This window comes from Nocardiopsis sp. CC223A, assembly GCF_030766825.1.
Taxonomy (GTDB): Bacteria; Actinomycetota; Actinomycetes; order Streptosporangiales; family Streptosporangiaceae; genus Nocardiopsis.
Window position 1 is genome coordinate 1 of sequence record NZ_JASFDV010000078.1, and the last position, 23,385, is coordinate 23,385.

21 protein-coding genes and 3 pseudogenes are annotated in these 23,385 nt (G+C 72.3%); 15 read left to right on the forward strand and 9 right to left on the reverse strand.

Annotated features, from left to right (window positions below):
• Positions 1-40 precede the first annotated feature (40 nt).
• Entirely contained in the window at positions 41-700 is a 660-nt protein-coding gene (locus tag QJS33_RS24725) for a DUF4870 domain-containing protein (protein WP_306370467.1), read from the reverse strand.
• Between the two features lie 42 nt (positions 701-742).
• Positions 743-1,072, reverse strand: a complete 330-nt coding sequence (locus QJS33_RS24730) for a DUF4870 domain-containing protein (RefSeq protein WP_306370492.1) — start codon at positions 1,070-1,072, stop codon at positions 743-745.
• Between QJS33_RS24730 and QJS33_RS24735 the strand changes: the two genes are divergently transcribed.
• The gene (locus tag QJS33_RS24735) at positions 1,061-1,783 is read left to right on the forward strand and encodes a hypothetical protein (protein ID WP_306370468.1); all 723 of its coding nucleotides are present in this window, start codon (positions 1,061-1,063) and stop codon (positions 1,781-1,783) included. The genes QJS33_RS24730 and QJS33_RS24735 overlap by 12 nt on opposite strands.
• A 94-nt stretch (positions 1,784-1,877) precedes the next feature.
• On the opposite strand, the gene QJS33_RS24740 is transcribed toward QJS33_RS24735, so the two are convergent.
• Positions 1,878-2,708: a DUF3097 domain-containing protein gene (locus QJS33_RS24740; RefSeq protein WP_306370469.1), complete on the reverse strand. Its 831-nt coding sequence runs from the start codon at positions 2,706-2,708 to the stop codon at positions 1,878-1,880.
• Between the two features lie 140 nt (positions 2,709-2,848).
• Between QJS33_RS24740 and hrcA the strand changes: the two genes are divergently transcribed.
• The 3 genes from hrcA to QJS33_RS24755 are packed head-to-tail and all read left to right on the forward strand — an operon-like array spanning position 2,849 to position 5,743.
• Positions 2,849-3,862 (forward strand): heat-inducible transcriptional repressor HrcA, encoded by a 1,014-nt coding sequence (gene hrcA, locus QJS33_RS24745; protein ID WP_306370470.1) that lies wholly within the window; start codon positions 2,849-2,851, stop codon positions 3,860-3,862.
• A 4-nt stretch (positions 3,863-3,866) separates the two neighbouring features.
• Positions 3,867-5,006 carry a molecular chaperone DnaJ gene (dnaJ, locus tag QJS33_RS24750; RefSeq protein ID WP_306370471.1) on the forward strand — a complete coding sequence of 380 codons (1,140 nt, stop codon included), beginning with the start codon at positions 3,867-3,869 and terminating at the stop codon, positions 5,004-5,006.
• Positions 5,003-5,743: a 16S rRNA (uracil(1498)-N(3))-methyltransferase gene (locus QJS33_RS24755; protein ID WP_306370472.1), complete on the forward strand. Its 741-nt coding sequence runs from the start codon at positions 5,003-5,005 to the stop codon at positions 5,741-5,743. The genes dnaJ and QJS33_RS24755 overlap by 4 nt, the downstream gene beginning before the upstream one ends.
• A gap of 70 nt (positions 5,744-5,813) precedes the next feature.
• Here QJS33_RS24755 and QJS33_RS24760 read toward each other — a convergent pair whose 3' ends face one another.
• Together QJS33_RS24760 and QJS33_RS24765 are read right to left on the reverse strand one after the other, a co-directional pair.
• Positions 5,814-6,521 (reverse strand): hypothetical protein, encoded by a 708-nt coding sequence (locus QJS33_RS24760; protein ID WP_306370473.1) that lies wholly within the window; start codon positions 6,519-6,521, stop codon positions 5,814-5,816.
• Positions 6,518-7,048: a SigE family RNA polymerase sigma factor gene (locus tag QJS33_RS24765; RefSeq protein WP_220565283.1), complete on the reverse strand. Its 531-nt coding sequence runs from the start codon at positions 7,046-7,048 to the stop codon at positions 6,518-6,520. The genes QJS33_RS24760 and QJS33_RS24765 overlap by 4 nt, the downstream gene beginning before the upstream one ends.
• 282 nt (positions 7,049-7,330) lie before the next feature.
• Here QJS33_RS24765 and QJS33_RS24770 point away from each other — a divergent pair, with 282 nt between their 5' ends.
• The 9 genes and pseudogenes from QJS33_RS24770 (at position 7,331) to era (ending at position 15,135) form a co-directional block, all read left to right on the forward strand.
• Positions 7,331-7,684 (forward strand): histidine triad nucleotide-binding protein, encoded by a 354-nt coding sequence (locus QJS33_RS24770; RefSeq protein ID WP_306370474.1) that lies wholly within the window; start codon positions 7,331-7,333, stop codon positions 7,682-7,684.
• Between the two features lie 207 nt (positions 7,685-7,891).
• A pseudogene (locus tag QJS33_RS24775) lies at positions 7,892-8,590 on the forward strand (PhoH family protein); the annotation flags it as partial.
• A gap of 570 nt (positions 8,591-9,160) precedes the next feature.
• Positions 9,161-9,400 (forward strand): annotated as a pseudogene (locus QJS33_RS24780) (LAGLIDADG family homing endonuclease); the annotation flags it as partial.
• Positions 9,401-9,670: 270 nt separating this feature from the next.
• Positions 9,671-10,090 (forward strand): annotated as a pseudogene (locus QJS33_RS24785) (PhoH family protein); the annotation flags it as partial.
• Between the two features lie 179 nt (positions 10,091-10,269).
• Positions 10,270-10,758, forward strand: coding sequence for an rRNA maturation RNase YbeY (gene ybeY / locus QJS33_RS24790; RefSeq protein ID WP_306370475.1), 489 nt, complete (start codon positions 10,270-10,272; stop codon positions 10,756-10,758).
• Complete coding sequence (locus QJS33_RS24795; protein ID WP_306370476.1) at positions 10,758-12,134, forward strand: hemolysin family protein; 1,377 nt, start codon at positions 10,758-10,760, stop codon at positions 12,132-12,134. The genes ybeY and QJS33_RS24795 overlap by 1 nt, the downstream gene beginning before the upstream one ends.
• Positions 12,131-12,472: a cytidine deaminase gene (locus QJS33_RS24800; RefSeq protein ID WP_306370477.1), complete on the forward strand. Its 342-nt coding sequence runs from the start codon at positions 12,131-12,133 to the stop codon at positions 12,470-12,472. The genes QJS33_RS24795 and QJS33_RS24800 overlap by 4 nt, the downstream gene beginning before the upstream one ends.
• 336 nt (positions 12,473-12,808) lie before the next feature.
• Complete coding sequence (iscB, locus tag QJS33_RS24805; protein WP_306370478.1) at positions 12,809-14,137, forward strand: RNA-guided endonuclease IscB; 1,329 nt, start codon at positions 12,809-12,811, stop codon at positions 14,135-14,137.
• A 29-nt stretch (positions 14,138-14,166) separates the two neighbouring features.
• Positions 14,167-15,135, forward strand: coding sequence for a GTPase Era (era, locus tag QJS33_RS24810; protein ID WP_306370479.1), 969 nt, complete (start codon positions 14,167-14,169; stop codon positions 15,133-15,135).
• A gap of 400 nt (positions 15,136-15,535) precedes the next feature.
• Here era and QJS33_RS24815 read toward each other — a convergent pair whose 3' ends face one another.
• Positions 15,536-16,270, reverse strand: a complete 735-nt coding sequence (locus tag QJS33_RS24815; RefSeq protein ID WP_306370493.1) for an IclR family transcriptional regulator — start codon at positions 16,268-16,270, stop codon at positions 15,536-15,538.
• 285 nt (positions 16,271-16,555) lie between these two features.
• Between QJS33_RS24815 and QJS33_RS24820 the strand changes: the two genes are divergently transcribed.
• Positions 16,556-17,830: an aldolase gene (locus QJS33_RS24820; protein WP_306370480.1), complete on the forward strand. Its 1,275-nt coding sequence runs from the start codon at positions 16,556-16,558 to the stop codon at positions 17,828-17,830.
• Positions 17,831-17,947: 117 nt separating this feature from the next.
• Entirely contained in the window at positions 17,948-19,297 is a 1,350-nt protein-coding gene (gene allB, locus QJS33_RS24825; protein WP_306370481.1) for an allantoinase AllB, read from the forward strand.
• A gap of 322 nt (positions 19,298-19,619) precedes the next feature.
• Here the strand turns inward: allB and alc are convergent, their stop codons facing one another.
• From alc to QJS33_RS24840, 3 genes are all read right to left on the reverse strand, one after another.
• Positions 19,620-20,747: an allantoicase gene (gene alc, locus QJS33_RS24830; RefSeq protein WP_306370482.1), complete on the reverse strand. Its 1,128-nt coding sequence runs from the start codon at positions 20,745-20,747 to the stop codon at positions 19,620-19,622.
• Between the two features lie 90 nt (positions 20,748-20,837).
• The gene (locus QJS33_RS24835) at positions 20,838-21,764 is read right to left on the reverse strand and encodes a LysR family transcriptional regulator (protein ID WP_306370483.1); all 927 of its coding nucleotides are present in this window, start codon (positions 21,762-21,764) and stop codon (positions 20,838-20,840) included.
• Between the two features lie 101 nt (positions 21,765-21,865).
• Entirely contained in the window at positions 21,866-23,359 is a 1,494-nt protein-coding gene (locus QJS33_RS24840) for a nucleobase:cation symporter-2 family protein (RefSeq protein ID WP_306370484.1), read from the reverse strand.
• Between the last annotated feature and the right edge of the window lie 26 nt (positions 23,360-23,385).

Sequence of the window (23,385 nt, forward strand, 5' to 3'; positions counted from 1 at the left end):
CCGCGGACCGGGCCCCTCGTGGCGTTCGCGGACCAGGGACCTACTTGATCCAGGAGACGTTGAACGGGTAGCGGTACCACTCGCCCTTGTTGGCGGCGACACCGCCCAGGATGCCGAAGACCACGGCGGCGACCCAGCACAGGAACCAGGTGATGGCCCCGATGAAGACGATGCTCAGGACGCCGGAGACCACGTAGCCGATGAGGATCAGCAGCTGGAAGTTGAGCGCCTGCGCCGACTGGTCGCGGATGAACGGCGACTCGTCGCGCTTGATCAGGTAGATGACCAGCGGCACGACGAAGCCGAGCAGGCCGCCGCCCAGGTGGGCGAACAGGCCGAACTGGCGCTCGTCCGCGCTGGGCGGGGCGCCCGTGGCGGAACCCGGCTGGGGGCCGTAGCCGCCCTGCTGGTAACCGGGCGCCTGGTAGCCGCCGGTCTGCTCCTGGTACCCGCCGGGAGGCGGGTAGCCGCCGGGCTGCTGAGGTCCGGGGGGCGGGTAACCGCCGGGCTGGGCGCCGGGGGGCGGGTAACCGCCCGAGGGGTCCTGATAACCGCCGGGCTGCTGGGCGCCGGGCGCCGGGTAGCCGCCGGACGGGTTCTGCTGTCCGGGCGCCGGGTAGCCGCCGGACTGGCCCTGGCCGCCCTGCTGCGGGTGCTGGCCGTAGGGGTCTTCCGGAGGTGGGGTGTTGGGATAGGACATGTCGGGTTCCTTAGGGATGGGTGCGTTCGTGCGGACGGTCGATCACTTGAGCAGACGGATGCTGATCGGGTAGCGGTACCACGCTCCCTTGTTGGCTCCGTTGGCTCCTAGGACGCCGAACACGATCGAAACGATCCATATCAGAGCGATCAGCAGGGAACCGATCCACGACAGACTCGGGAAGAAGATACCCAGTCCGATGAAGACCACCCCGGCGAAGATGTACGGGATGAGCAACGTGATCTGGAAGTTCGCCGCCTCGGAGGCGTGGTGGCGTACGTACGGCGAAGTATTCCGCTTGGCGAAGTAGATCGCCAGCGGGGGGATCCAGCCCAGGCAGGCGATGATGAAGCCGGACAGGTGGGCGAGCATCGCCACCAGGACGTCGTTGTCGCCGCTCTGGGCCGGGGCGCCGGGGACACCGGGTTGCGGTTGCCCGTACTGCGGCTGCCCCTGCGGGACCTGCCCCTGCTGGGGTTGCTGGGGCTGACCGTACTGGGCCTGGTCGCCGTACTGCGGCTGGGGCTGCTGCGGTTGGCCGTAGGGCTGGGCGCCGGGCGCCGGCGCGAAGCCGGGCTGACCCTGTCCGTACTGCGGCTGCTGTGCCTGCGGGGGCTGCGGCTGCGCCTGGGGCTGTCCGTAACCCGGCTGTTCGCCCGAAGGCTGGGCGCCGTACTGCTCGTACCCGGGTTGCGCGCCGGGGGGTTGTCCGTACTGCTGGTACCCGGGCTGCGCGCCGGAGGGTTGTCCGTGGCCCGGTTGCTGGTGGCCCGGCTGTTCGCCCGGAGGCTGGGCGCCGTACTGCTCGTATCCGGGCTGTGCGCCGGGGGGTTGTCCGTACTGCTGGTACCCGGGTTGCGCGCCGGGCGGCTGTCCGTGGGCGGGGTACCCGCCGGAAGGCTGTGCGCCGTACTGCTCATGACCCTGCTGCCCGCCGGGCGGGCCGCCCTGCTGTTCACCGTATTCCGGGGAGTAGGGGGACGGCGCCTGCGGCTGCTCGCCGGAGGGCGGGCCCTGGTTCGGGTCCTCCGGGGACGGGGGGTTCGTCGGGGTCTCGCTCATGCTCTTCCTTGGCTCCGCTGATGAGGGGCGCTATCTCGTGTCTACCGGGCTGTACCGACGACCGGAGGCAGAAACCGGGCCTCGTGTCCGGTTCGAATCCTAGGCGCAAAGGGGGTCAGGGTCCGTGCGGGCCGGTGACGAAATCGATCAGTTCCTCCACCCGACCCGACAGGGCCGGTTCCAGGTCAGCATAGGTTCGCACCGCCCCCAGGATCCGGCGCCACGCCTCACCCGTGCTCATCCGCCAGCCCAGCGCCTCCAGGACCCCCTCCTTCCAGGGGACCCCCCGGGGCACCTCGGGCCAGGCGCGGATGCCCAGTGCGGCCGGGCGCACCGCCTGCCACACGTCGACGTAGGGGTGGCCCGCCACCAGGACGTCCCCGCCCCGCACCCGCTCGGCGATCCGCGACTCCTTCGACCCCGGCACCAGGTGGTCCACCAGGACCCCCAGGCGCCGACCCGGGCCGGGGGTGAACTCCGCCACGATCGCGGGCAGGTCGTCGACCCCCTCCAGGAACTCGACGGCCACCCCCTCCACGCGCAGGTCGTGCCCCCACACCTTCTCGACCAGCTCCGCGTCGTGGGCGCCCTCGACGTAGATCCGGCCCTCCCGGGCCGTGCGCGCCTTCAGGCCCCGCACGGCGACCGAACCGGACGCGCTGCGCAGCGGACCCCGGGGCGCGGCGGTCGGCCGCACCAGGGTCACCGGCTCGCCGTCCACCAGGAAGGCGGCCGGTTCGAGCCCGAACACGCGGCGCCGACCGTGCCGGTCCTCCAGGGTCACGGTCGCCTTGTCCCAGCCGACCACCGCGCCGCAGAACGCCTCCCCGGCGTCCTCCACCACGAGGTCACGGCTGAGCGGGACCTCGGGGACCTCCCTCGTGGGGCGGTTGCGCGCCCGGGCGAGCACATCACGGCCGTACCGGCCGGTTCCCTTGGTAGCCACGGTGGTGCAGTCTACAGAGGGCGTCCGCCGCCGACGTGGAAGGCGGCGCCCCGGCGCCGTCCCCGCCCGCGGAACGGCCGGGGTTTGCGTCCGGGCATAGAATTAGCACTGAGGACCATGGAGTGCCAGGAGGTGGCGAGTTGCTGGATGAGCGCAAGCTCGCGGTCCTGCGTGCCGTCGTCGAGGACTTCGTCAACACCAACGAACCCGTCGGATCCAAAGCCCTTGCCGATCGCCATCGGCTCGGGGTCTCCCCGGCGACCATCCGCAACGACATGGTCGCGCTGGAGGAGGACGGGTACATCACCCAGCCCCACACCAGTGCCGGACGGGTGCCCACGGACAAGGGGTACCGGCTCTTCGTCGACCGCCTGTCCTCGGTCAAGCCCCTCTCGGCCGCCGAGCGCCGCGCCATCGAGTCGTTCCTCAGCGGCGCCGTGGACCTCGACGAGATCGTCGCCCGCACGGTCCGGCTGCTCGCGCAGCTCACCCGCCAGGTGGCGATCGTCCAATACCCCTCGCTGACCCGTTCCTCCGTCCAGCACGTCGAGCTGGTGCCCCTCGCGGGCCAGCGGCTCATGCTGGTGGTCATCACCGACACCGGACGGGTCGAGCAGCGCGTCATCGACGGCCTGGGGGAGCTCGACGCCGACGCGGTCGCCGACCTGCGCGGCATGCTCATCCGGGCCACCGCCGGGCGCCACCTCGCGGAGGTGCCCGGCGCGGTCGAGGACCTGCCCCAACAGGTCCCCCCGGAGAACCGCGCGATGGCGGCCTCCGTCCTGTCCGTACTGCTGGAGAGCCTGGTCGAGCGCCACGAGGAGAAACTGGTCCTCGCGGGCACGGCCAACCTCGCGGCCGTCGATTTCGCCGCCAGCCTGAGGGACGTTCTGGAGGCGTTGGAAGAGAACATGGTCCTCATCCGTTTGCTGGGTGAGGCGAAGGACCCGTCGATGCTCACGGTGCGCATCGGCGCGGAGAACTTCCACGAGGGGCTGCGGTCCACCTCGGTCGTGTCGGCCGACTACGGTGTGGGGAACCAGTCGCTCGCCAAGATCGGTGTCGTGGGACCCACCCGGATGGACTACCCCGGGACGATGGGGGCGGTACGCGCCGTTGCTCGGTATGTCGGACAGATTTTGGCAGGACAGTAACTCAGTGGCCAGAGACTATTACCAGGTCCTCGGTGTGCGTCGTGACGCTTCCAAGGACGAGATCAAGAAGGCGTACCGCAGGCTCGCACGCGAGCTGCACCCGGACATCAATCCGGACCCCGCCACCCAGGAGCGCTTCAAGGAGGTGACCCAGGCCTACGAGGTCCTCTCCGACGAGAACAAGCGCCGGATGTTCGACATGGGCCAGGACCCCTACGCCCCGGGCGGCGGCGGAGCGGGAGGCTTCGGCGGCGCCGCCGGATTCCCGTTCGACGACATCATGAACGCCTTCTTCGGCGGCGGCCAGACGGGCGGGCGCGGCCCGCGCGAGCGGGTCCGGCGCGGGCGCAGCATCAAGATCCGCGTCGAGCTGGACCTGGCCGAGACCGCGTTCGGCGTCACCAAGGAGATCACCTTCCCCACCGCCATCCTGTGCGCCACCTGCCAGGGTGAGGGGACGGCCGCCGGCACCCACCGCACCACCTGTGATATGTGCCACGGCCAGGGTGAGGTCTCCCAGGTCACCCGCTCCTTCCTCGGGCAGGTCATGACCTCCCGCCCCTGCCCCCAGTGCGGCGGCCAGGGCTCGGTCATCCCCGACCCCTGCGCCGACTGCGCGGGCGAGGGCCGGGTGCGCGAGAAGGTCACCCGTACCGTCAAGATCCCCGCGGGCGTCGACGACGGCACCCGCATCCAGCTCGCCGGTGAGGGCGAGGTCGGCCCCAACGGCGGCCCGCGCGGCGACATCATCCTGGAGATCGTCCAGCGCCCGCACCCCACTTTCGAGCGGCGCGGCGACGACCTGCAATGCACGGTCACCGTCCCCATGACGGCGGCCGCGCTGGGCGCCTCCTTCGCCTTCGAGACCCTCGACGGCACCGAGAACATCGACCTGCGCCCGGGCACCAACTCCGGCCACGTCATCACCCTGCCCAACAAGGGTGTCACCCACCTCGACGGCGGCGGCCGGGGCGACCTGCGCATCCGCGTCGACGTGGAGACCCCGGGCAAGCTCGACGAGGAGCAGGAGGCGCTGCTGCGCAAGCTCGCCGAGCTGCGCGGCGAGGACCGTGCCCCGGGCCGGTTCAGCCCCGGCCACGGCGGCCTGTTCGCCAAGCTCCGCGACGCCTTCGGCGCCAAGTGACACCGCCGGTCTTCCTCGCCGACACCGCCGACCTGGCGGCCGACACCGTCACCCTCACCGGCCCGGAGGGGCACCACGCCGCGGCGGTGCGCCGCCTCCGGCCCGGTGAGGCCGTCGACCTGTCCGACGGGCGGGGCCTGCGGCTGCGCTGCACGGTCGTCGACACCGGCAGGGACCACATCGTCTGCCGGGTCCTGGAACGGACCCGGGAGCCCGCTCCGCGCCCGCGGCTGACCGTGGTGCAGGCCCTGGCCAAGGGCGACCGCGGCGAGACCGCCGTGGAGATGATGACCGAGGCCGGGGTCGACGCGATCGTCCCCTGGGCGGCCGAGCGCAGCATCACCCGCTGGAAGGGCGACCGGGCGGCCAAGTCCCTGGCCAAGTGGCGGGCCACCGCCCGCGAGGCCGCCAAACAGGCCCGCCGGGCCCGGTTGCCCGAGGTGTCCGAGCGCGCCGACCGGGCCGCCGTCGCCGACCTGCTGGCCGCCGCCGACCTGGGCGTGGTCCTGCACGAGGACGCCGCACTGCGGCTGTCGCAGGTGCGGGTACCCGACGACGGCGACGGGGCGGGCGTGGTCCTCGTGGTGGGCCCCGAGGGCGGCTTCTCCGACGCCGAACTGGACGCCTTCGACGCCGCGGGCGCCGTACGCGCCCTGCTGGGCCCCGACGTGCTGCGCACCTCCACCGCGGGGGTGGCCGCGCTGGCCGTGCTCCAGGCCCGCACCGGGCGCTGGTAGCCGTACGACACGAAGGGGGCCGCCCGGGTCCGACCCGGGCGGCCCCCTTCGTGTGCCGGTGACCTGTGGGCTACTCCTCGGCGGAGTCGGCCGTCGAGGACTGCTGGTCGGTCCCGTCACCGCCGCCGGTGTCACCACCGGAGTCGCCACCGCCGCTGTCGCCGCCGTCGGTGTCACCCGGCTCCTCGCCGCCGCCGGTGTCGTCGGGCTCCTCGTCGCCGTCACCGGGGGTGGGCTCCTCGGAGGGGGTGCAGTCCTCCTCCTGCTCCTCGCCGCCGTCCTCCTCGTCGTCGGACGAGGCGGGCGGGGGGTCCGACGGGCAGGTCGAGGTCGCGGTGGGGTCGCGGTCGTCGCCCTCCCCGTCCTCGGCGGGCTCGCTCGGCTCGTCCGAGGGTTCCGGCGAGGGCTCCGGTGCGGAGGTCTGCGGCTCCGGGGCGGGGGCCTCCTCCTCCAGGGTGGGTGCGGCCACGCCGCCGCCCTCCTGCTCGGGCGGGGTGCTCTGCCGGTCGGCGCCCGCGGGCACCATCTCCAGCACCTGCTCGCGCACCTGGGGGGTGGACATGACCACGGACGCGGCGATGAGCACGGCACCGGCCACGGCCAGCGCCGGGCGCAGCCACGGGAGCCCGAACCAGGCACTGCCGCGGCGGGCGGCGGTCCGCTCGCGGATGAGGTTCAGGGCCTCGGGCGAATGCGCGACGGTGTCGGCCTCCGCCTTCAGCATCTGCCGGAGTCTGGCCTCGAAGTCGTCGTTCGAGGGATCTGTGGGCCTGCTCATGTCGTCTGCTCCAGAACAGAGCGGAGCGCGGAGATGCCACGGGACGTGTGGCTCTTCACCGCGCCCCGGCTGATCCCCATGGCGTCCGCGATCTGCGCCTCGGACAGGTCGCCGTAGTACCGGAGCACGATGGCCTCTCGCTGACGGGTGGGAAGTTTGCGCAAGGCACGGATCACGGCCTCGCGTTCCAACAAATTCAGTGCGCCGTGTTCGGCGCTGGGGGCGTCGGGCAGAGCCTTGGGGGCGTGCTTCTCCACGACCGCTCGGTGACGGAGCACGGACCGGGCCTTGTTCACCACCGCCTGGCGGAGGTAGGACAGGGCCTTGTTGGGGTCGCGCAGCCGCCGCCATGCGCCGTGCATGGCCACGAACGAGTCCTGCACGACCTCTTCGGCCGTCGCGTGGTCCCGGACCAGCAGGGCGGCGAGGCGGACGAGGGGACGGTAGTGCTCCCGATAGAGCTCCGTCACGGCATGGTCCGCGTCCCACTCCACGGCCAGGGGAGCCGTGGTGGCTCCGGCCACCATGGTTTCTGTCGTCACATCTGTTCGACGCACACCCTTGTCGCGGGGTTTACGAAAGGGCATACCTCTTCTTTTCCAGGTAGGAGCGCGATTCAACCCGAACATGCCGATGCGGGGTCGAGGGGGACGGCGCTCGATCCGCCGGCGCGCACGGGAGGAAAGCGTATCGCGCTTCCGACGGGCCACGGTGGTGAACCATGCCTTTCGGGGCGGAAGGGACGAGTGCGGACCCCGGGTTCGGCCTGCGGCATCATGGTGCCGACCCGATGCGACGGAGGTTGCCCGATGACCACACAGGCCGACTGCCTGTTCTGCAAGATCGTGCGGGGGGAGGTGCCCGCCGAGATCGTCCGGGAGGGGGAGCGGACCATCGCGTTCCGCGACATCAACCCCCAGGCGCCCACCCACGTCCTGGTCGTCCCGCGCGAACACTACGCCGACGCCGGGGCCGCGGCCGAGGCCGACACCGGGCTGCTGGACGCGATCGTGCGCGAGGCCCGCGCGGTCGCCGAGGACGAGGACATCGTCGAGAGCGGCTATCGGCTGGTGTTCAACACCGGCAGCGGTGCGGGGCAGACCGTCTTCCACCTCCACGGGCACCTCCTGGGCGGGCGCGGCCTCAACTGGCCCCCGGGGTGAGCGGCGAATAACCGATCGAGCGGGTGCGGGGTGCCTTGCTAGACTCGTGGCCGTGGGCCCGGAGAGGTTGCAGGGGTTGTGAAACCCCCGGTCCGGGGCCCTGCCGGCGCCGCAGTGCAAGCGGCCCGGACCGTCACATGAGGCGCCCCACCCGCCGACGGGACGCCCGACCCGGAAGGGCAGGGACAGCGGCCGCAAGGCCACATCATGGCCGAGACAACGCACACGCATCCGCGACGGGACGCCCAGGTCAAGGTCGTGGTGCCCGACGAGCACACGATGATCAACCTGCTCGGCTCGGGGGACGAGCTCCTCAGAGCCCTGGAGCGGTCCTTCGACAGCGACATCCACGTCCGCGGCAACGAGTTCACCATCAGCGGCTCCCCCGAGGAGACCGCCGTCGTCGTCCGGCTGATCGAAGAGCTCATCGAGCTGGCCAAGAGCGGCACTCACGTCACCCCCGACACCATCGAGCGCATGGTCCACATGCTGCGCTCGCCCGGGGCCGAGCGCCCGGCGGACGTCCTCACCACCAACATCCTGTCCAACCGCGGTAAAACCATCCGGCCCAAGACGGTCAACCAGAAGCGCTACGTCGACACCATCGACCGGCACACGGTCGTCTTCGGGATCGGCCCGGCGGGTACCGGCAAGACGTACCTGGCCATGGCCAAGGCGGTCAAGGCGCTCCAGGACAAAGAGGTCAACCGGATCATCCTCACCCGCCCCGCGGTCGAGGCCGGCGAGCGCCTGGGCTTCCTGCCCGGCACCCTCTACGACAAGATCGACCCCTACCTGCGGCCGCTCTACGACGCCCTCCACGACATGCTCGACCCGGACTCCATCCCCAAGCTGATGGCCGCCGGCACCATCGAGGTCGCCCCCCTGGCGTACATGCGCGGCAGGGCGCAGCCCGTGGACACGCCCGTGCTCACCCCGGACGGCTACCGGCCGATCGGCGAGCTGGAGGTCGGCGACCTGGTCGTCGGCTCCGACGGCAGGCCGACCCCGGTGCTGGGGGTCTACCCGCAGGGTGAGAAGGCGATCTACCGCTTCTCCGCCCAGGACGGGGCGTCCACCCTGTGCTCGGAGGACCACCTGTGGACCGTGCGCACGCGCGACGACGCCCGTCGGGGCAAGCCGCCCCGGGTGCTCACCGCCAAGGAGATCGCCGAGAGCGGCCTGCGCGGCTCCCACTACCGCAAGTACGAGCTGCCGCTGCTCAGCCGCCCGGTGGAGTTCCCCGAGCGGGAGGTCCCCATGGACCCCTATGCACTGGGGCTGCTGCTCGGTGACGGCCGTCCGGCCGGCAGGACCACGCCGGGCCCCGCCGCCCGCGCCCCCGAACCGGTCCGGGACCTGGACGCGGCGCTGCCCGGGGTCCGGATGCGCCACGGGTCCGGGGCGGACCACATCCCCGACCGGGAGAGCGCGCCGGGCGATGTGATCACCATCGCGAACCCGGTCACGGCGATCATGCGCGGGCCGGGGCTGTGCGGGGCCGACCCCGGGACGAAGTTCGTCCCCGACGACTACCTGTACAACACCGCCGAGGTCCGGCTCGCCCTGCTTCAGGGCCTGCTGGACTCCGACGGCGGACGGGTCTCCCGCAAGGGCCGCGCCTGCCGGGTGAGGTACACCACCGCCTCGCCGCGTCTGGCCGACGCGGTGCGGTTCCTGGTGCGCTCGCTCGGCGGTGTCGTGTACAGCCGTGTCCGCCCGGCCGAGGGGCGCACCCCCGGCCTGGCCCGCGGTCGGGAGGTCTTTCACCGGCAGGATGCGCACATCCTGGACCTGCGGCTGCCCGAGGGGATCGCCCCGTTCCGGCTGGCGCGCAAGCAGGAGCGGTACGACACCACCGGCGGCGGCCGCCCCATGCGGTTCGTCGACGCCATCGAACCGGCGGGCACCGCCGAGTGCGTCTGCATCCAGGTGGCGGCCGAGGACTCCCTCTACGTCACCGACGACTTCCTGCTCACGCACAACACGCTGAACGACTCGTTCATCATCCTGGACGAGGCGCAGAACACCTCGCCCGAGCAGATGAAGATGTTCCTGACACGGCTGGGGTTCGGGTCCAAGATCGTGGTGACCGGCGACGTCACCCAGGTGGACCTGCCCAACGGGCAGGCCAGCGGGCTGCGCACCATCGAGTCGATCCTGCGTGATATCGACGACATCGCGTTCTGCAGGCTGAGCAGCGAGGACGTGGTCCGGCACAGGCTGGTCGGACAGATCGTCGACGCCTACGGGCGCTACGACGCCGACCGGCAGAACGGTGCCGGGGGCGGGTCGGGCGACCGCCGCGGCGGCCGGGGGCGGGGCCTGTCGCCCCGCCGGGAGACGGCCGACACCCCGGGCGAGGACGGGACCGGGAGCGCTCACCCGCGACAACGGGCAGACTAAGGGATAGGGCGTGTTCCGCGGATGCCGCTCGCCGCGTAGCAGAGTGAGCATCCGCAGAACACGCCCGGAGGCGATGGAGCCGGTGGGCGCGCCGTGTGCGGGCCCACCGCTTCCGCTGCCCGAGGGGTGCCCGCCCTGCGGCGCCCGACCGCAACGATCAAGTGAGGCATCCGCAAACGATGAGTATCGACGTCGCCAACGAGTCCGGCGTCAGCACCGTGGACGAGGAACGGCTCTCCCGGCTGGCCCGGTACGTCCTGGACGCCATGCGGGTGCACCCGCTGGCCGAGCTGTCCGTGGTCCTGGTCGACGAGGGCCCGATGGCCGACCTGCACGTGCGCTGGATGGACGAGCCGGGACCGACGGACGTGCTGTCGTTCCCCATGGACGAACTGCGCCCCGGCGGCCCCGGCCGCACCAGCGAGCCCGGCGTCCTCGGTGACGTGATCATCTGCCCGCAGGTGGCCGAGCGCCAGGGGGAGAAGGCCGGGCACGGCACCGAGGCGGAGATCGACCTGCTGTGCACGCACGGCATCCTGCACCTGCTCGGCTACGACCACGCCGAGCCGGACGAGCACAAGGAGATGTTCGGCCTCCAGGGTGAGATCCTCGCCTCCTGGCGGGAGAGCGAGGCCCTGCGGGCCGCCGAGGGGAACGAGACCGCCTGATGAGACCGTCGGTGTGGCCCGATGTCGCCGCCCTGACCGCCGGCGACCCGGCCGAGTGGATCACGTCGTTCGCGATCGCCCTGGTGCTCACCGCCGTGGCCGGGTTCCTGGTGGCCGCCGAGGTCGCCGTCACCCGGGTGGCGTCCGTGGGCCTGCCCGAGGGCACCGGCCGGGGCTGGGAGAAGGTGGGCGCCGACCCCACCGGCCATTTGAACGTGCTGCTGTTCCTGCGCGTGGTCTGCGAGGTGTGCGCGGTCATCGCCGCGGCGGTCGGCATGGTCTTCCTGCTGGGCCCGGGCTGGCCCGCGCTGATCCTGACGGCGGTGGCGATGGTCGTGGTGGAGTCGGTGCTGATCGCCGTCACCCCGCGCATCCTGGGCCGCCAGTTCTCCGGGCAGCTGGCCCGCGCCTCCGTGGCGATCGTGTACCCGGTCCAGGTCGTGGTGGGCCCGCTGGCGCAGCTGCTGGTCGGCGCCGGGCGGATGCTCACCCCGCGCGGCAAGGGCGACCGCGAGGGTCCGTTCAGCACCGAGGTGGAGCTGCGCCAGCTGGTGGACCTGGCCGAGCAGGGGGAGGTCATCGACCCCGAGGAACGCCAGATGATCCATTCGGTGTTCAAGCTCGACGACACGTCGGTGCGCGAGGTCATGGTGCCCCGCCCCGACATCGTGTTCACCGGACGCGACGCCGACGCCGACGCGGTGCTGACCCTGGCGCTGGCCAGCGGCTACTCGCGCATCCCCGTCATCGGGGAGGACGAGGACGACGTGGTCGGCATCGTCTACCTCAAGGACCTGGTGGACCGGCTGCGCGACCGCTGGGCGGCGGCCGCGGGCAACCCCGCCGGCGAGGTGCCGCTGACCGCGGGCGACGTCATGCGCCCGGCCGTCTACGTGCCCGACACCAAGCCCATCGACGAGCTGCTGCGCGAGATGCAGAAGCAGCGCAACCACATCGCGGTGGCCATCGACGAGTACGGCGGCACCGCCGGGCTGGTCGCCCTGGAGGACATCGTGGAGGAGATCGTCGGTGAGATCACCGACGAGTACGACCACGAGATCCCCCCGGTGCAGTGGCTGGACGGGGACCGGGTCCGGGTGACGGCGCGGCTGCCGCTGGGCGAGCTGGCCGAACTGTTCCCGGACCAGGACCTGGACGTCGACGACGTCGAGACGGTCGGCGGTCTGGTCGCGTTCGTGCTGGGCCGGGTCCCGGTGGGCGGGGTCCAGGCGCAATACGCTGGGCTGAGGCTCACCCTGGAGGGCAAGAGCAGCCGCCGCAACCGCATGACGACCGTTCTCGTGGAACGCCTGCCCGGAGAACAGGGTGAAGGCGGTCGGGACGGGAACAAGAACACAAGGAGCACGGAACAGTGAGCGACACGACCCTGGGCGCCGAGGACACCAAGCTCGTCACCCTCGCGCGCGCCTCGCGGGCCCGCAACGCCGCCGCCGAGGGTGCGGCGGTGCGCGACGAGACCGGCCGTACCTATGTGGCGACCACCGTGTCGCTGCCCTCGCTGAAGCTCAGCGCGCTCCAGGCGGCGGTGGCCGCGGCGGTCTCCGGTGAGGCGACCGAACTGGAGGCCGCGGTGGTGGTCACCGCGGAGCCGGAGCTCGACGGGGCCGACCGCGCCGTGCTGGACGACCTCAAGACCGGGACGGTGGTGATCGCCGCCCCCGACGGGGTGCCGGCGAGCATCGACCGTCGCTGAAGAAGGACATGTAAAGGGATCCCGGTCCTGACGGACCGGGCTTTCAACCCTCGTGGTCGAAGGCCGCCTTTACCAGACCCAGCCATCACCGCATAGGAGGTGACCTTGATGGCTACGTTCCGCACAGGACGGCAGACCCACCAGGCCGTGCTTCCTCAGCGGCCTGCTCTGGAATCCGTGCCGGCAGACACTCCCCGGATCGGGAACGAAACGGGGCACGGACACCGCCCGATAGCGGTACCCGGTGCGGGACATGGTCGAGGGGAGACCACCGGCGGATCACCTGCCGCCGGTGGCGTCACCCCCAACCCCGAGGTTGGGGAGCAGCACCGTGAGGTGCACACCACCCACCCGTCCGTGTTCGTCCTCGACAAGCACGGCACACCCCTGCAACCCTGCCCACCCGCCAGAGCACGCAAGCTCCTGGCCAAAGGCCGGGCGGTCATCGTCCGCCACACCCCGTTCACCATCAGGCTCAAAGACCGCACCGTGGCCGACTCCGACATCGACGGCGTCGAGATCGGTATCGACCCGGGTTCCAGGCACACCGGCATCGCCGTGTTCACCGCCCGGGGCGGTCAGCGGCGAGGCCGCTACAGCCTTCAACTCGACCACCGCGGCACACAGATCACGAAGAAGATGGGCCGGCGGTCCGGGTACCGGCGGCGGCGCCGGAGCGCGAACCTGCGCTACCGGGCCCCTCGGTTCAACAACCGCACCCGCCCCCGAGGGTGGCTGGCCCCGTCCCTCCGACACCGGGTGGAGACCACCGCGGCATGGGTGGACCGGCTATGCCGGCTCGCCCCTGCGCGGGCCGTCCATGTGGAGCGGGTCGCATTCGACACCCATGCCCTGTCCGCGGGCGAACCGTTGGAGGGGGTCGAGTACCAGCACGGCACTCTGCACGGGTTCGAGGTGCGTGAGTACCTGCTGGCCAAGTTCGACCGCACCTGCGTCTACTGCGGCGTGACCGGTGTTCCGTTGAACATCGACCACGTCCACCCGCGCTCGCGGGGCGGCACGGACCGGGTGGCCAACCTGGTCCTGGCCTGCATACCCTGCAACCAGGCCAAGAGCGACACGCCCGTCGAGGAGTTCGTCGCCGACGAGCGCATCGTGGTGAGGGTCCTCGCTCAGGCGAAGGCTCCGCTCAAGGATGCGGCCGCGGTGCAGTCCACCCGGTGGGCGCTGTGGCGGGCCCTGGACCGGCGCCTGCCCACCCGTGTGGGCAGTGGTGGGTGCACCAAGTGGAACCGTACCCGTAACCGGCTTCCCAAGTCCCACACCCTGGACGCGCTGGCCGTGGGCAAGGTCGACACCATCACCGGAACCGTGGGCTCGGTGCTGGTGGCCGGGTGCGCGGGGCGCGGCTCCTACGCCCGTACCCGGACGGACAAGCACGGGTTCGCCCGGCTGCGTCTGCCACGCACCAAGCGCTTCTTCTCCTTCGCCACCGGGGATCTGGTCCGCGCGGTGGTTCTCAAGGGGAAGAAGCAGGGGACACACACCGGCCGGGTCGCGGTACGGGCCTCGGGAAGCTTCAACATCACGACTGAACAAGGCACCGTCCAGGGGATCGGGCACCGGCACGTTCGGCTGCTCCAGCGAGCCGACGGCTATGCCTACACGATCAAGAAGGAGCAGGGCGTTTCCTCCCGGCCCTGAAGGGTCGGGTTTCCACGCCCAACGAATCGATGAACGACCTCGACCTGGAGAAGCTGCGGGTGCCGCTGACGATGCCCTCCTACCCGGAGGGTTTCCGCAGCGGGTTCGCATGCTTCGTCGGCCGCCCGAACGTGGGCAAGTCCACGCTGATGAACGCCCTGGTCGGCCAGAAGGTGGCGATCACCAGCAACCGGCCGCAGACCACGCGGCGCACGGTGCGCGGGATCGTGCACCGGCCCGACGCGCAGCTGATCATCGTGGACACGCCCGGACTGCACAAGCCGCGCACCCTGCTGGGGGAGCGGTTGGACTCGCTGGTGCGGTCCACGCTGGTCGAGGTGGACGTCATCGCGTTCTGCCTGCCCGCGAACGAGCCGATCGGGCGCGGTGACACCTACATCGCCAAGGAGCTGGCCGAGCAGACGAACACCCCGGTGGTCGCGCTGGTCACCAAGACCGACCTGGTCGACAAGGCGCAGGTGGGCGAGCAGCTGATGGCGGTGAACGAGCTGGGGGACTGGGCGGACATCGTCCCGGTGTCGGCGCAGGCCTCCTACCAGCTGGAGACCGTCACCGACGTACTGTGCTCGCACCTGCCGGAGGGGCCGCCGCTGTACCCGGATGGCGACCTCACCGACGAGCCGGACGAGATGCTGGTGGCGGAGCTGATCCGCGAGGCCGCCCTGGAGGGCGTGCGCGATGAGCTGCCGCACTCGATCGCGGTGGTCGTCGACGAGATGGGGGAGCGGGAGAACACCAGGCCCGGCAAGGAGCTGGTGGACATCTACGCGTCGATGTACGTGGAGCGCCCCAGCCAGAAGGCGATCGTGATCGGCAGCAAGGGCGCCCGCCTGCGCGACGTGGGTTCGCGGGCGCGCAAGCAGATCGAGGGCCTGCTCGGGCAGCGGGTGTTCCTGGACCTGCGGGTGCGGGTGGCCAAGGACTGGCAGCGCGACCCCAAGCAGCTGCGCAAGCTGGGCTTCGACCAGCCGACGTAGCGGGACGTACGCGAACGGGCCCCGGGGCGATGTGCTCCGGGGCCCGTTCGCCGTCTGCGCGGCGCCGACGGGGTTCCGGAGGCTCCGGAGGAGCGGTCCGAGGAACGAGGACTGCGACGGAGGAGCCGCTGTGCCTTCCTGGAACCCGTTCCCGCCCTCGACGTGCGCCGAGCACGGCAGAGGAAGGGCTTTCGGCCGGATGGTGTCCCACCGAGTGGTGCGGCTTCGTTCGACTCCAGAGCCCCAGAGGTGACGACGCGCTGGTCGGCGATGCGTTCTCGTCCGAACAACCGTTGTTCTCACACCACTCCACGGGACATGACCTTCGGCCGCAGGCCGTCCGTCGAGGGTGGTGGAGGGCGACGGGCGGGCGGAGCGGAGGGCCGAGGCAGGCGAAGGGTCAGTTCTGGTTGTTGAGGTCCCCCGCCAGGGTGGTGGCGCACCGCTGGACGATGGGGGCGGCGCGGTTGACGAAGTCCCAGCTGACCCGGGCCTCGGGGCCGGAGATCGACACGGCCATCCCGGAGGGGGCGCCGGCGACGGGGACGGCGACGCAGCGCACGCCGATCTCCTGTTCGCCGTCGTCGATGGCGTAGCCGTTGTGGCGGATGGTGTGCAGTTCGGCGATGAACCGCTCCGGGTCGGTGATGGTGCGGTTGGTGGCGGCGGGCATCCCGGTGCGCCGGACGGTGGCCAGCGCCTCCTCGTCGCCGAGCTGGGAGAGCAGTGCCTTGCCGACCCCTGAGGAGTGCGGCAGGACCCGGCGGCCGACCTCGGTGAACATGCGCATGGCGTGCGGGGAGGGCACCTGGGCGACGTAGATGGCCTTGTCGCCGTCGAGCATGGCGAGGTTGGCGGTCTCCCCGAGTTCCTCCACGAGCTGGGCCAGGTGGGGGCGGGCCCAGGTGCCGAGCATCTTGGCGGCCTTGTCGCCCAGGCCGATGAGGCGGGGGCCCAGGGCGTAGCGGCGGGAGGGGAGCTGGCGCACGTACCCGTTGCCGACCAGGGTGCGGATGATCCGGTGGATGGTGGGCAGGGGGAGGCCGGAGGCGTCGGCGAGTTGGCTGAGGGAGGCCTCACCGCCGGCGTCGGCCATGATCTCCAGCAGCGCGAACGCGCGGTCGAGGGACTGCACCCCTCCGGTGCGCCGGACCGTGTCGTCGGGGCGGGCCAGGTCCGTGCCTGATGTCTGTGAGGCTGCCAAGGATCGTGCTCCCCTGCTGTGGTCCGCTGCGGTCACCCTCCTTATTTTGCAATACGAAAGAGGGTTTTCGCTCTTGCTTTCCCAGGGAACTCCCGAGGTCCGTGCCCCGGGTCACTCTTGACCCTTGTTCTTCCGGATTGTAGAAGTTAGTATCCGCATATAGGAATTTGTGCGTGTCTTGCCGAGGCGCGCCGACGACGGAGGAGGACATCGGACGTGGCCAAGGACAGCCCCCGGGACCTTGCGGATCTGGTCGCCGGACTCGACTCCCGGCTCGCCGGCGCCGACGCCCGCCTGGGCCGGGAGTACCCCGGCGCACGCGGCGACCGGCAGCCGGTGCACAGCGTTTACGTGCCCGCCGACCGCGTCGGCCCGGGCCTGGCCGCCGACTGGGGCGCGCAGGCGCTGGCCTCGCTCGACGAGTACGCCCCCGAACCCGCCGACCTGGCCCGGATCACCGGCCTGGACGAGCGGGCCGTCGCCGACGCCCTGCCCCGCGTGCGCGCCAAGCTCGCCACCGAGCCCGTCGAGGACCTGCGCGCCGACTTCGAGGACGGCTACGGCGCCCCGGGCGACGAGGCCGAGGACGCCCACACCCGCGCCGTGGCCGAGGCGTTCGCCGCCGACCTGGCCAAGGGGGCGGCCACCCCCTACTTCGGCATCCGGATGAAGGGCATGGAGGCCGCCGGCCGCCACCGCGGCGTGCGCACCCTCGACCTCTTCCTGCGCACCCTCCTGGAGGCGCACGGCTCCCTGCCCGAGGGCCTGGTCCTCACCCTGCCCAAGATCACCTCCGTCGAGCAGGTGGAGGCGATGGCCTGGCTGGCCGGGCGCCTGGAGCGGCGGTACGGCCTGGACGAGGGGCGGCTGACCTTCGAGTTGCAGATCGAGACCCCCCAGTCGATCCTGCTCGCCGACGGCACCGTCGCCGTTCCCCGGATGATCGCCGCCGGCGCGGGCCGCGTCACCGCCCTGCACTACGGCACCTACGACTACAGCGCCGCCTGCGGGATCACCGCCGCCCACCAGAGCCTGGCCCACCCGGTGGCCGACCACGCCAAGTCCGTCATGCAGGTGGCCGCCGCCGGGACCGGCGTGTGGCTCTCCGACGGCGGCAGCAACATCCTGCCGGTCGGCACCGCCGAGGAGGTGCACGCCGCCTGGCGGCTGCACGCCGGGCTGATCGGCCGCTCCCTGGAGCGCGGCTTCTACCAGGGCTGGGACCTGCACCCCCGCCAGCTCCCGATCCGCCACCTGGCCGGGTTCGTGTTCTACCGTGAGGCGTTCGCTCCGGCCGCGGCCCGGCTGCGCGCCTACCTGGGTTCGGTGCAGGGCGGTAACGTCGCCGACGAGCCCGCCACCGCCCAGGCGCTGGCCTCGGTACTGGCCCAGGGGCTGCGCTGCGGTGCCCTGGACGGCGGGGAGGTCGCCGACGCGACCGGCACCGACGCCGACACACTTTTGGCACTGGCCACCCGCCGGGTGGGCTGACCGGGTCCGGCGCCCCGGCACGGAACGGGCGCCGGACCCGACGGCCCCGTGCGGTCGATGTCGGGACGCCCGGGCCCGCGAAGGGGTCCGGGCGTCCCCGTGAAGGAAAGGTGGGAGATGGACCGTCTCGATCTGGTCGTCCGCGCCGAGCGGGCGCTCACCCCGCAGGGGGAGCGCCCGGTCACCCTCGGGGTGCGCGACGGAACGGTGGTCGAGCTCCGGGACGGCGCGGACGCGCCGCTGACCGGGGAGCGCGAGCTGCGCACCGCCGCGGACGAGGTGCTGCTGCCCGGTCTGGTGGACAGCCACGTGCACGTCAACGAACCCGGCCGCACCGAGTGGGAGGGGTTCGCCTCCGCCACCCGGGCCGCCGCCCTGGGCGGGGTGACCACCCTGGTCGACATGCCCCTCAACAGTGTTCCGCCCACGACCACCGTCGCCGGGCTGGACGCCAAGCGGGCGGCCGCCGACGGGGTCCTGGCCGTGGACGTCGGCTTCTGGGGCGGCGCGGTCCCGGAGAACAGCCGTCCCGGCGCGACCGGGGAGCTGTCCGCGCTGTGGGAGCGCGGCGTGTTCGGGTTCAAGTCGTTCCTGTCGCCCTCGGGGGTCGACGAGTTCGGGCACCTGTCCGCCGCCGAGCTGGCCACCGCCGCCGAGGCGATCGCCGCGTTCGGCGGACTGCTCATCGTGCACGCCGAGGACCCCGAGGTGCTGGCCGCGGCCCCGGTCGCCGCCGGGCGCGACTACGCCGCGTTCCTGGCCTCGCGGCCCGACGACGCCGAGACCCGGGCGATCTCCCTGGTGATCGAGACGGCCCGGCGCACCGGCGTGCGGGCGCACATCCTGCACCTGTCCAGCGCCGCGGCGCTGCCGCTCATCGCGCGGGCCCGGCAGGAGGGCGTCCGCCTGACGGTGGAGACCTGTCCGCACTACCTGACCCTGGCCGCCGAGACCGTCCCGGCCGGCGCCACCGGGTACAAGTGCTGCCCGCCGATCCGGGGGGAGGGCAACCGCGACCTGCTGTGGCGGGCGCTGCGCGAGGGCCTGATCGACTGCGTGGTCAGCGACCACTCGCCGAGCACCCCCGACCTCAAGGACCTGGACACCGGTGACTTCGGCACCGCCTGGGGCGGGATCTCCGGACTCCAGGTGGGGCTGCCCGCGGTGTGGACCGAGGCGCGGCGACGCGGGGTCCCGCTGGCCGAGGTGGTGGGCTGGATGTCGGCCGCCCCCGCCCGGGTGGCCGGGGTGCCCGGCAAGGGCGCGATCGCCGTCGGCACCGACGCCGACCTGGTGTTCTTCGCCCCCGACGAGGAGGTGCGGGTGGACGCCCGGGAGCTGGCCCACCGCAACCCGGTCAGCGCCTACGACGGCGCGGTGCTCACCGGCGGGGTCCGGCGCACCCTGCTGCGCGGGGCCGAGGTCACCGGGGACTCCACGGCGGGGCGGATGATCGAGCGGTCCTGAGGCACCGCCGAGGGGGATGGTGTCCCACGGAGTGGTGTGACCTCGTTCGACTCCGGAGCCCCGGAGGCAACGATGCTCTGGTCGGCGATTCGTTTCTGCTCGAACAGCCGTTGTCCTCACACCGCTCCATGGGACATGACCCCGAGGGGCGGCGCACCCGCACGGGTGCGCCGCCCCTCGGGTGCGGGGGCGCCCTGCCGGCCGCCCTGAGGAGAGGAGGGGGCGGCGGCCGGGGGCCGTCCGCGGGCGGGAGGCCCGTCGGCCGCGGACCGCCCGTCGTGGGCGGTGGCGGGGGACGTGTCGGGGCCCCGGTGCCCGCTGGTCAGCCGCGGGTCCGTGTCCACCGGCGCTCCAGCTCGGCGGTCCCGGCCGCGGTCAGCGACCCGTACACGTGCAGGCGGGCGATACCGCCGTCGGGGAAGACGTCGGTGCGCACGTGCGTGGCGGTCACCGGAGCCGGGAGGACGAACCGGTGGATGCCGTCCGGCTCCAGCCGGGTGCGGCCCACGATCTCGAACCACGCCTCGGGGTCGGCCCCCTGCGCGTCGCGGCCCAGGACCGCCGCCCATCCGGCGGAATTGCCCTTGTAGTAGGAGGTGTCCAGCTCCAGGGCGCGGATCTCGCCCTGGGCGGCCAGCCGGAAGCGCACCCAGTCGTTGCCGGTGTCGCGGCGGCGCCGGTTCTCCCAGCCGTCGTCCATCTTGTGCGAGCGGCCCGGCGCGATGATGTTCTCGGGGGAGGAGTAGAACCGGTCCGAGGCGTCCTCCACCGCACCGCCGTTGAGCAGCGCGACCAGGTCGAAGGAGCCCAGGGCGGCCAGCCAGGCCGGGTCGGCGACCGGCTCGCCGTACACGCGCAGGCGGGCGATGCCGCCGTCGGGGAACTGCCTGACCCGCAGGTGGGTCCAGCGGCGGCCGTCGGCCACCTCGAACCCGTTGGCGGCGTGCCCGTACACGGGGGTGCGCGCCACCAGCTCGGTCCACTCGGCCTTGAGCAGCTCGTCGGTGGTGGGGGTGCCCGCCACGTGGGCGGCCTCGACGCTCACCTCGGTGGGGTGGTTGCCGCGGAAGTGCGCGGTGTCCACGACCAGGCCGCGGACCACCCCGGGCAGGGCCAGGCGGACCAGCGCCCAGTCGTGGTCGTCGGCCGACGGGTGGGGGCTGTCGGCGGCCGGGCCGCGGCGGCGCCGGGTCTCCCAGCCGTCCATGACCTTGCCCTTGTGCCCGAAGGCGTGCGGGTCGAATTCGGCGGGTTCGGGCCGCAGCAGGTTCTCGCGGTGGGCGAAGAACTCGTCGTTGGCGGCGACCACGGCGCCCCCGAGCCTGCGGTCCGCGAGGTCCACCAGGCCGCCGAGGTCGAGGTCGGTGGTCCGGTAGTCGGCGTAGGGGTCGCCGCCGGAGTAGGGACGGGCGTTGTAGGCGCGCGGATCGAAGCCGGGGGTGGTGCTCATGGTCCTCCTGCCGGATGAGGGGTCGTTCGGACACCTTCAGACTGGCAGGTGAAACCGGTCATTTCCAGCGAAACTTTTCGATCATCATGTTCAGTCGAACTGAACGTTCGCGGTGGCGAGGGCGGCCGCCCGGTCCACCAGGGCCCGCAGTGTCACCGCGATCTGCGGCCGCTCCCTCGATCCGGCGCGCACCGCCCACACCACGTGCCGCCGCGGCCGGTCCTCGTGCAGCACCCGCAGCGCCACCCCGGGGGCGTCGCCGGTGGCGGCCAGCCGCGGCACCAGCGCCACTCCGAGACCGGCGGCGACCATGTCGAGGATGGCCCGCCAGTCCGAGGCCACGTGCGCCTGCTCGGGGACGAACCCGGCCTGGGCGCAGGCCGCCACCGTGATGTCCCGCCAGGGGCCGCCGGCGCCGTAGATCCACGGCTCCCCGGCCAGCTCGCGCAGGCGCAGCGCGGGGGTCCCGGCCAGCCGGTGGCGGGCGGGCAGGGCGGCGTCCATGGGGTCGGTGAGCAGCCCGGCGCGCTCGAAGCGGTCGTCGCGCCCGGTCGGGGCCTGCGCGGCCAGGGACAGGCCGATGTCGATCTCCCCGGCGGCCAGCAGGTCGTACACCTCCGACGCCTCGGCCTGGTGCACCCGCACCGTCAGCCCCGGATGGGCGTCGCGCACCGCGCTCAGCGCGGGCACCACCAGCCCGGGCACGGCCGTGGCGAACGCGCCCACCCGCACCGTTCCGGCCCCGCCCCGGGCGAACCCGTCCAGTTCCGCCTCGGCCCGCTCCAACTGGGCCAGCACGATGTCGGTGTGCCGCAGCAGTACCCGGGCCGCGTCGGTGAGCCGCACCCGGCGCCCGTGCGGCTCCAGCAGCTCCACCCCCACCTGGCGGGAGAGCGCGGACAACTGCTGGGAGACGGCGGAGGGGGTGGTGCACAGGGCCTCGGCGGTGGCGCGCACCGTCCCGACCCGGTCGAGGGTGCGCAGCACGCGCAGTTTGCGCAGATCCCAGTCGGTCATGGTCTCAGGCATACCATTCGTCTCCGGTGAACAGAAGCGGAAAAGGGGCGGGGGCGGGTGCGCCCGATGGCACGCACCCGCCCCCGCCGCGGGGAACCGGATCAGGTCCGGTCGGGGTCCTCCTCGCGGTAGGCGGCCCCCGCCTGGTCGGTGTACTTGGCCTCGCCCGGGCCGGCCGAGCCGATCTCCCGGGTGTCGATCGCCGCCGGCGCCTTTTGGGCCCCGCCGCCGATCACGTTGAAGCAGATGTTCAGCAGGATCGCCGTCACCGCGGCGCCGATGATGCCGGAGTGGGCGATCATCTCCACGGACTCGGGCAGGAACGCGTAGAACGTCGGGTAGGCCAGCGGGATCACCGCCACTCCGATCGAGGCGGCCACCAGCACCAGGTTGAGGTTGCGGGTGAAGTCCACCTTGGCCAGCGTCTTGACGCCGCTGGCGGCCACGCTGCCGAACAGCACCAGGCCGGCCCCGCCCAGGACCGGGGCGGGCAGGGCGGCCATCACGCCGCCCAGGATCGGGAACATCCCCAGCAGGATGAGGATGCCCGCGCCCACCGCCACCACGTAGCGGCTGCGGATGCCGGTCAGCGCCAGCAGCCCGATGTTCTGGGCGAACGAGCTGGTCGGGGTGGAGTTGAAGATCGGGCCGATGATCGACCCGCTCACGTCGGCGCGCAGGCCCGCCGAGATGCGCTTGGCGTCCACTCTGGTGCCGGTGATCTCACCGACGGCGATGATGTGCGAGGCGCCCTCGGTGAGCACCACCAGCATGATCACGCACATCGTGGCGATCGCGGCGGGCTGGAACTGCGGGGCGCCGAAGTAGAACACCGAGGCCGGGTTGAACACGATGTCGGCCTCGCCCACCCGGCTGAAGTCGGCCATGCCCAGGGGCAGGGCCACCAGGGTGCCCACCACCATGCCGAGCAGGATGGACAGCCGTCCCCAGATCCCGGGCAGCACCCTGGAGCCCAGGAGGATCACGGCGAGCGTGACCCCGGCCAGGGCCAGGTCGGCCAGGGGCGCGGCCGGGACCGACACGCCGTCCGCACCGGTGTGGACGCCGCCGTCCATGATCCACCGGGCGGCCACCGGCATCAGGCTGATCCCGATGACGGTGATGATCGTGCCGGTGACGATCGGCGGGAAGAAGCGGATGAGCTGCCCGAAGAACGGCGTCAGGCACAGGGCGAAGGCACCGGCGGCCAGCGAGGCGCCGAACGCCACCGGCAGGTTCTCGCCGTTCTGGCCCGCGGCCAGGGTGGTGACGGCGCTGACGGGGACGAAGGAGGCGGCGACCACGATCGGCATCTGGGCGCCGATCCGGCGGTGTCCGACGGTCTGGAGGAGGGTGGCGATCCCGGCGACCAGCAGCGCGCCGCTGACGAGTATCCCCATGGCGGCGGGGTCGTTCGCGAGTCCGGCGGCGGCGCCGATGACCAGGGCCGGCGCGACCGCGCCGGCGTACATGGTGAGGATGTGCTGGATTCCGTAGACGAGCAGCAGCCGGGGTGGCAGCTTCTCGTCCTCGGGGCGAGGGGGGAGGGTGGCGTTCGTTGTGGCCGAGTCCTTCGCGGACGGACTGTTCGACATGGCCAGTTTCCAGCCTTTGTTCAGGT

What these genes read in the sequence shown, in the direction of transcription:
- alc (WP_306370482.1), bottom strand. Translation starts at nt 20,747, where the DNA reads ATGAGCACCACCCCCGGCTTCGATCCGCGCGCCTACAACGCCCGTCCC.
- allB (WP_306370481.1), top strand. Translation starts at nt 17,948, where the DNA reads ATGGACCGTCTCGATCTGGTCGTCCGCGCCGAGCGGGCGCTCACCCCG.
- QJS33_RS24795 (WP_306370476.1), top strand. Translation starts at nt 10,758, where the DNA reads ATGAGACCGTCGGTGTGGCCCGATGTCGCCGCCCTGACCGCCGGCGAC.
- QJS33_RS24760 (WP_306370473.1), bottom strand. Translation starts at nt 6,521, where the DNA reads ATGAGCAGGCCCACAGATCCCTCGAACGACGACTTCGAGGCCAGACTC.
- QJS33_RS24730 (WP_306370492.1), bottom strand. Translation starts at nt 1,072, where the DNA reads ATGCTCGCCCACCTGTCCGGCTTCATCATCGCCTGCCTGGGCTGGATC.
- QJS33_RS24770 (WP_306370474.1), top strand. Translation starts at nt 7,331, where the DNA reads ATGACCACACAGGCCGACTGCCTGTTCTGCAAGATCGTGCGGGGGGAG.
- era (WP_306370479.1), top strand. Translation starts at nt 14,167, where the DNA reads ATGAACGACCTCGACCTGGAGAAGCTGCGGGTGCCGCTGACGATGCCC.
- QJS33_RS24835 (WP_306370483.1), bottom strand. Translation starts at nt 21,764, where the DNA reads ATGACCGACTGGGATCTGCGCAAACTGCGCGTGCTGCGCACCCTCGAC.
- QJS33_RS24725 (WP_306370467.1), bottom strand. Translation starts at nt 700, where the DNA reads ATGTCCTATCCCAACACCCCACCTCCGGAAGACCCCTACGGCCAGCAC.
- QJS33_RS24840 (WP_306370484.1), bottom strand. Translation starts at nt 23,359, where the DNA reads ATGTCGAACAGTCCGTCCGCGAAGGACTCGGCCACAACGAACGCCACC.
- ybeY (WP_306370475.1), top strand. Translation starts at nt 10,270, where the DNA reads ATGAGTATCGACGTCGCCAACGAGTCCGGCGTCAGCACCGTGGACGAG.
- QJS33_RS24765 (WP_220565283.1), bottom strand. Translation starts at nt 7,048, where the DNA reads ATGGTGGCCGGAGCCACCACGGCTCCCCTGGCCGTGGAGTGGGACGCG.